The organism is Paenibacillus sp. 01T422 (assembly GCF_056398785.1).
In genome coordinates this window covers 1-7,717 of record NZ_JBFTQB010000247.1, presented here as the reverse complement: position 1 = coordinate 7,717, position 7,717 = coordinate 1, and the positions used below count along the sequence as shown (strand labels likewise).

8 protein-coding genes are annotated in these 7,717 nt (G+C 44.8%); 3 read left to right on the top strand and 5 right to left on the bottom strand.

What is annotated here, in order from left to right; genetic code table 11:
- Positions 1 to 393 (bottom strand): hypothetical protein (locus AC1DUA_RS15610; RefSeq protein ID WP_477500646.1); only part of this gene is annotated, 393 nt, incomplete at its 3' end.
- Between the two features lie 205 nt (positions 394 to 598).
- Here AC1DUA_RS15610 and AC1DUA_RS15605 point away from each other — a divergent pair.
- Positions 599 to 1,369, top strand: coding sequence for an SDR family NAD(P)-dependent oxidoreductase (locus AC1DUA_RS15605; RefSeq protein WP_477500645.1), 771 nt, complete (start codon positions 599 to 601; stop codon positions 1,367 to 1,369).
- A gap of 299 nt (positions 1,370 to 1,668) precedes the next feature.
- Here AC1DUA_RS15605 and AC1DUA_RS15600 read toward each other — a convergent pair whose 3' ends face one another.
- A complete protein-coding gene (locus AC1DUA_RS15600) occupies positions 1,669 to 4,152 on the bottom strand; it encodes an S-layer homology domain-containing protein (protein WP_477500644.1) in 2,484 nt (827 codons plus the stop codon).
- A 276-nt stretch (positions 4,153 to 4,428) separates the two neighbouring features.
- Between AC1DUA_RS15600 and AC1DUA_RS15595 the strand changes: the two genes are divergently transcribed.
- Positions 4,429 to 5,139, top strand: a complete 711-nt coding sequence (locus AC1DUA_RS15595) for a metallophosphoesterase family protein (RefSeq protein WP_477500643.1) — start codon at positions 4,429 to 4,431, stop codon at positions 5,137 to 5,139.
- A gap of 87 nt (positions 5,140 to 5,226) precedes the next feature.
- Positions 5,227 to 5,358: a hypothetical protein gene (locus tag AC1DUA_RS15590; RefSeq protein ID WP_477500642.1), complete on the top strand. Its 132-nt coding sequence runs from the start codon at positions 5,227 to 5,229 to the stop codon at positions 5,356 to 5,358.
- A gap of 388 nt (positions 5,359 to 5,746) precedes the next feature.
- Here the strand turns inward: AC1DUA_RS15590 and AC1DUA_RS15585 are convergent, their stop codons facing one another.
- The 3 genes from AC1DUA_RS15585 to AC1DUA_RS15575 form a co-directional block, all read right to left on the bottom strand.
- Complete coding sequence (locus AC1DUA_RS15585; RefSeq protein WP_477500641.1) at positions 5,747 to 6,130, bottom strand: hypothetical protein; 384 nt, start codon at positions 6,128 to 6,130, stop codon at positions 5,747 to 5,749.
- 12 nt (positions 6,131 to 6,142) lie between these two features.
- Positions 6,143 to 6,805 carry a class I SAM-dependent methyltransferase gene (locus AC1DUA_RS15580; RefSeq protein ID WP_477500640.1) on the bottom strand — a complete coding sequence of 221 codons (663 nt, stop codon included), beginning with the start codon at positions 6,803 to 6,805 and terminating at the stop codon, positions 6,143 to 6,145.
- A gap of 78 nt (positions 6,806 to 6,883) precedes the next feature.
- On the bottom strand, positions 6,884 to 7,717 hold an 834-nt coding region (locus tag AC1DUA_RS15575; RefSeq protein ID WP_477500639.1), incomplete at its 5' end, for a sulfatase-like hydrolase/transferase.

The window sequence follows — 7,717 nt, the reverse complement described above, 5'->3', positions numbered from 1 at the left end:
GACTACAATGATGCCTTTTTGCCCAGATAAGAGGGGGAACTTTCGTACGAGAGAAATGACAAGCTTTCGTTGATCCATCTCTGTAAATTCTTTGTAAAGCCGCTGATTTGTCAGTTCATATTGAGAAGAGCTTTGGATCATTTTATCGATAAACGCTTTATCGCCGAAACGGTCTGCCGCTATCATTGTGTTCGGACTAATGACCATTTGATCAGAATCCCGGTAAAAATAAACCGAGTCAATGAACTTGTTGTAATTCATCATCACCCGAATCAATTCTGTGACCTCATAAGCCGAGTAATAAGGATTTCCCTCCAATTTATTGTCAAAGAACTGGTCAATCCGCTGATTAGTTTGCAGCTCCTTAATCACATATTCGTCTATCGTCTTCAAGGTATAATCCACCGACTGCATGATATGCAAAGCATATGTTTTATTCGCATTTTCAGCTTCCCATGGATCATGCTTGTATTCGTTAATACGACTGATGGCATCAACTGACTATCCAATGAATGAATTGGGGAATTTTATACCATATTAAACTTTGCGGAATAGTTGCAAACAATAGAGGCGATAATCGGATCAAAGGAGTAGAGAAATGGGAAAACTTGATGGCAAAGTGGCTTTAATTACAGGAGGTAATAGCGGGATTGGTTTGACAACCACGAAACTGTTCATCGCAGAAGGCGCAAAGGTCGTGATCACTGGTCGAAATCAAACCACATTAAATGAGGTGGCCGATGAACTTGGACCAAGTGTCCTGGCATTTCAAGCGGATGCAACCGATCCGGCAAGTATGGATCATGCGTTGTCCAAAGCTGTCGCAACCTTCGGCGGACTAGACATCGTTTATGCGAATGCCGGCATTTCATCTGCTACACCATTAGGAGATACAGAACTTTCGGTATTTGAAGAAGTTCTTAAAATTAACGTGACGGGCGCCTTCTTCACGGTACAATCAGCTTTGCCGCACCTGAAGGAAGGGGCTTCGGTTATTTTGACCGGCTCAACACGCGCCACGGATGGTGCACCGGGAAGAGCCGCATACGCGGCGAGTAAGGGGGCCATCAGCAGTATGGCCAGGGTGTTGGTATCCGAGTTGTCGCCTCGGGGCATCCGCGTAAACACGGTGGTGCCTGGAGCAACTCGCACCCCGATCTGGAAAAAATCGACGCCTGAAGAAACCGCGAAACTTGAGGATTCGCAAGCGCGTACAATTCCGCTTAACCGAATGGGTGATCCGGAGGAGATCGCGAGTGCGGTATTGTTCCTTGCATCCGATGAATCATCATTCGTGCAGGGAGCGGAAATTACTGTTGATGGAGGAGCACGGTCGGCACCTCTGGGTGCTCCCGTATACCGTCAATGAGGTAAACAAGTCAGCAATGTTGTCTTTCATTGGCCGATCAGCAATAAAAGGAAAATCTACTGCTAATATGGTCTGCGAAGAGGCTAAGAAAGAGATAACAGCAGAAACTACATCTAAATCGGCGATAGATTGAGCATACGCCCCAATTTGGCTGAATTAGCGGTAGAAATTCCAGTTACTAGGGTTGGAAATGGGTTGGATCAGGGAATTAGCGGTATAAATTCCAGTTACTAGTGTTGAAGTATACAAGTAATTTAAATGAAAGACGCCCTCTCATTATTGGAGAGGGCGTCTTTCATTTAATAGTTGAATGTCACAGTGCACCATGCCCGCTGCATGGAAGGCGTAWTGAGCTCGATGCTGAAACTCTGCAAATTTTTCTTTGAGTAGTCGAAAGACCCGTCGGCGTTCCGGGCAGCAGGTTCATAATGAAGCCGGAACTGGTCATCGATCCAGATTTTATCCTGTAATGCCTTGTCTTTGACGCTCCACTTAGGCGGATATTTGTTATCCGTATCAATGACAACTTGAACTTTGAGAATGTCGAGGTTATCGATGAAATCCGTGATTTGTCCATTACTGGTGTTCTGATATTTGTAGCCAAATTGGTCAGTTGCCTGGATAAAATATTTAAAGAAGCTGCTTTCGGTTTTCATGTTCTGACCACTATTGTCACTGAATTTTAGAAATTCCCACACATAGGGATTACTAGCTAGATAGTCGGAGCCTTTTATTTGTTCCGATTTTCCGTCTGCCTTGAGGATGGTATAAACGGTATTTAAGTTGAAAGGAAGTGTCGTATTTTTCAAAGCTACCGCTTTTGCTATCGGCTCGCCAAAGTCGACTGTCACTTGTTGTTTGGTTAATGTTTTTGATCCGCTTGGCGTGTAAAACGTTACGTTGACGTTAAATAAGTCTGTCGGTTGGATGCCATACGCCTTATACACAGGAATGCCTGATGTATTAATACTTGGGGCGGCCAGAATCGAATTATTAGTATCGGCTGAGACTTGTTGAATGACGGAAATCGGTTGGCCTTTATCGTCTTTGAGCACCTTCGTCATATCGATTCTTCTGTTCTTGTCATCAGAAGCAATGATATTGATTTCTTTTCCATAATAGGCGTATTTCGTATTCATAGTAGCAACATCATCTGGACTACCGAGTAAATTGCGCTCGAATAAATATTTGCCTGCGGCAAAATGGTCATCAAGCATATCCAACTCATACTTCATGAAGGGATCGTAATCCTTCCAGTTGTATACATCTAAATTAGCAGTTGCCGAGGTAATCGATTCAGCGGTGTCTTGATTGATTATTGCAGCTGTAATTTTATAATGGGAACCATCTGGGCTTACCGCTTGCTGGCTAGATTTGAACATAAATTTATTGAGATCACCGCTTTTGTCAACAGGCAACTGCCAAGTTAGAATACGTTTGTCTGAGTCAGAAGGAATCGTCTCATCCCATGGAGTTTCAAAAATCCCCCCGGCACTTTGCAAACTAGGCCCTCCGGAAACCCTTTCAAGCTTATACGTGATCATGTATTGCGTGTTGTCGAGAGAAGAGGCCGCATTAAATGCTTTGCCATATTGGTCTTTAATTGTAAATGTGAATCCTTGCGGCTGATCATTCTCTGCGAGTGCAACCATTTCCTTGGTATTGACTTCGATGCTCGCGGGTATGCGCATAGGCGCGACTTTAAATGTCTGAATCGCGGCGGCATCGCCAATATGAGTAAGGCTAGCTGAGATCGATGCGTCCCCTTCGGAAGTGACCTCCTTCATGACAATTTTGCCAAGTCCGACATAACTCTGTCCGATAGCTGGGTTATCGAGTACTATGCCGCCTGAAGCAGATATATCCAAATAACCGCTGCTGTATAGGGTCTCAATTTGGCTCAGGGTAAACTCGTAATTGTCTGGCCCCGTCACTTTCAGGCCGATCACCGGCGGTTGCCCTGTTGTCGCAATTCTTCCATCAGCGCCATAATAGGTATCCCCAGCGCTAAGCTTAACGGATTCATCGAGTTCAATCTTTGTTGGCAGGACAGTTATTCCAGCGGGTAAGCTCTCTACAACGGTTAGACTGCCGGAGGCAGGTGCCGCATGGCTCTGGAAGGCATGCCGCGCTTCAAAGCTGGCTAATGCTAGCGTTTTACGGGTGGAGGGGGCTTTGCCTCCGAAGCTTCCGACGGCTATGTTCGTCATGAGCTTATTCTGAATGGCCAGCGTGACATAACCTTGCGCCCAGTCGTCGACCGTGCTGTCCGTCGTCGGTATGATCCCGGAATCCCTCCACTTCAGCCCGCGGATCAAGAACGCAGCTAACTCTTGTCTGGTTACTTGGCCTGCGGGATTGTATAGCTTGCCATCCGCATCGATTCCATTCGTAAGTCCGGCTGCTCTAAGAGCTTCGATATAGGGGAGAGCATAACCATTAGCTGGATCATCGGCATGCACATCAGCAAATGACGACTGTGTAGCCGAGGTAGGAATCGGCAGTGCAAAGATAATCGCGGCTACCTTGGCAAATTGAGCACGATTCATTTTATCGTTCAATCCAAATGCATGTTCCGAGATCCCATCAAACACATTTTCTTGCATCATTGCGTCAAATTTGACTTTGATATCTTGTGGCAAATCAATTAAATCTTTGAAGTTATCTGACTGTTGCGCCATTGAAGTTCGGTTGCCATGAACGATAGTTTCCTCCGCATGGACAACCGGGATTAAAGTTAAGCTAATGAGGACTGCCGACAATAATGATATATGCCACTTCATTCACGCGCACCTTCTTATCCCATAATTTCAATCCGATTGCATAACGATTAACTTAAACCATTCGTTCTTGGTACAGGATCTTATCCCCCCTTTCTCTTGGTACTTACAAGCTTACGTAAAGATTATAGTTAGTTAGCGAAAGCTTGTGTAAGCGATTTTAACTAAAATAGTAGGCTGAATCAATCTTTTGTAAGACATCTTTGTAGTCGTTGCAGATTGGCTCTAATCCTTTTATACTAATAAAATTGAAAAACCAGTCAGCAGGGGGAGAACGAGATGGAACGAATGCTTGTCATTAGCGATATTCACGGGGAGCTTGAGAAGTTCGATGGTTTACTAGCAGCTGTTGGGTATAATCCCGAGAAGGATCAACTGATTTTACTTGGCGATTATGTGGATCGCGGTCCGAATGCCAGGGGAGTTATTGAAAAAGTGATTGCTTTAAAAGAAGCCGGAGCGCTCGTACTCAAAGGTAACCACGAGGACTTAATGATTAAAGCATTAACGACGCAGGAAGAGCGCGCTTGGAAACGCTGGGCACAAATTAACGGCGGCGATATGACGCTTAGAAGCTATGGGTTTACCGAAGCTGACTTCGCAGTCGATGAGAATGCAGAAACGTTCATACAACCGACGCTGCAATCGGAGATTTTAACGCAACATTTGGCATTCATAACAAATCTGGAGACCTATATCGAAACGGAGGACTATATCTTTGTACATGCCGGTGTTCAGCCAGGAACTCCTGTTTCCGAAACGGACCCGCATACGCTGATGTGGATTCGTGATGAATTTCATACGGGTTATTCCGGTCATAAAATCGTGGTCTTCGGCCACACTTCCACAGAAACGCTGCATGGCGATCCAGATAACTTTCATGTATATTTTGGTATGAATCGAATCATTGGCATCGATGGTGGTGCCGTTTACGGAGGACAATTAAATTGTCTAGAACTGCCAAGCCAAGCGGTTTATATGTTTAAGTAAGTCTTTGTGGGAGGAGTTTGTGTAACTTTAACTCCATGTTCAAGCTTAATCAATTTGCAGATGCCGATTTTGTGGAAAAAGCGTTTAATGGCACCAGGGAAGACCCATGTAACCATTGCCTTTCAAGCGCGTCCTGGCTGTAAAGTTGCCAAGGTTTTCGGTATTCGCGTCGTCACTTCAACTGAAGAAGCCGCTTCTATTGAGCAGGATCTTGCCTAACAAAAGCCCCCATCAGGGGGCTTTTGGCTGTTGTATTCGCCTTATGCGATTTCTGACACTCCCGATCATCCATAAAAGCAGTGGGAGCGCGACTAAGAAAAACGGAAGAATAACATTTTTCCAGAACGCAGGGAATACCATCTCGGTTTCGTCCACATTTCGTGGGTCCAACTATCAGCGTTAAGAAGAAACTCGCTCCAATAGGATGAAATGGGAAGAAGACAGCTGGGGATGACGCTGTTGGATGACTTCAGTCATTTTAAAATCAGAATGCTTGGCTAAATACGACATAATGTCCCAATCTAGAATTGTAGGAACCTCTTGAGGCTCTAATCCTGTGGTGATCTTCGTATATAAGACGACCCAACGGTTCGAGCATTGAAACAAATCATCTAAAGTTGAGCAAAAATCTTGTTCGTCGGTGATATGATAGAGCACATCCAAGCAAATCCGCTCTGAAAAATCCACGGTTAATAAGGAAGCCAGGTTTATAGAGCATGAAGCTTTTGTTCCTGTCATCTTTATAGAGCTCTTTACACAAGCTTATGGAGGATTGTGCGACATCCAAACCCAAATATTGTGAATAATTCATCGTTTGCAGCTGATTGCCATCACCGCATCCAAATTCGATGACTGTGGAAATCGCGTGTTTTTGAATCATATCATTGATAATTTCGGATTTGAATTCAGCCAATAACCCATAGGAGCCGCTGCCGGAAGTACCTCCTAAGTTATAATTCTTGTTCCAATAGTCAATATAATCAAAACTCATGCCGATTCCTCCTTAAGCCAATGCTCTTTTCTTCAGGACAGCACGGAAACAATACAATCCGCCCCATAAATCGGTGTGGAGCGCATTGGGAGGAAGTTCGAAATTAGTTTCGGAGAAGAAGTCTAGTCCGGAATTGTGCACAATGGTTTGAAACATGCCTAAATTAACAGTTGGATAGTCAAGCGTAATGATCAGGAGACCATCATTCTTTAAGGTTCTTCTGAATTCTTTCAAGCTCTGCAGCATATCGTCCGGATTTAAGTGTTCGAGCACCGAAATACAGAAGATTTTATCGAAGAAAGCATTGGCATAAGGAAGTTTAGTAAGGCTTGCTTGACTTAGAAGTGTTTCCGTGTAGTTTCCTAGTCGTACAATTTCTGCAGCCTCTTCATTAATCTCCGAACGAATGGACGCTATTAAGCTTTGTATGGATACCATCCGAGCATCCCAATCACAGGCATGCGCTTGTTTACATCTACGACCGAGTACAAATTTGAACGGATGGGGGAGACCGCAAGCTGCATCCAACGCGATGTCCGTTTCCTCGATAAAGGAAGCGCACCAAGCGTATTCGTAGGGCCGGCTCCACCAAGTCTCTGGTAAACGATAAAGAAACTCTTGCTCCATAGGATCAGACTGAATAAAAAAGCGGGATTGGAGTAGGGAACCAGGCATGAATGAAGACCTCCTTTTGCTCATGCAATTACTCATGCAATGTAATAATTATGCCTAATTGAATGGCGTTAGAAGATCTTATGTCGGGTTAAATGATTCTGGCCGCAACCGTTTGCGACTTCGTTGGTCATCTAATAAGCGGACCATATAAGACTGGACATATTTCGTTTGCGAGTTAGACCAAGAAGGGTGAGCGAGATTGCGTGTTTCGAGAGGATCCTCGGTTAAGTTGTACAACTCATATTCCTCGGGAACCGGAACGGTTTTGCATGTAACTTGACTAGTGGGACTAGTTGTTTGATTAGAATCTGTACACCATTCACCAAATAGCTGAATCGTGACATCGCGTACACCTGGCTCACTCCAGAACTGATTATTATCGAAGTATCGGGTGAATTTCCATGTCTCATTGGGTCGACCATGCTGCCCAGGTAGGTCAGCGATAACGGTCTCAATGTGGTTTGGTTGAATAACAGCGTTGTAAGCACGACCTAATGGATTGAATTGATGTTGGCCTCGTGTGATTTCGTCATCCGTCATGAAATAAACCGGCTCTCTTGTGTAAGTAGCTTCCCCGTGCTGTTGGTGATTTAGTAAGTAAGGCGTTAGATCGCGGCCAACGAAGGGGCGAACTTCACTGAAGCTGCTATTCAGCCGGTTTTGAATGGATGGAATATCTGCACCCGCAAGACCAAGCATCGTAGGCAGCAGGTCGACATGGGAAGTTAGTTCTGCAAAACTTTGGCTATGAGGGAAGAGATGCTTATTGTGAATGAAGAAGGGCACATGCAGAACTTCTTCATAGGCACAGTACATTTTCTGTCGCAGATGTCCGTGAGCACCTAGCAAATCGCCATGATCGGAAGTGAAAATGACAATCGTATCGTCGTTGAAAGAAGAGCGGCTCAGGGC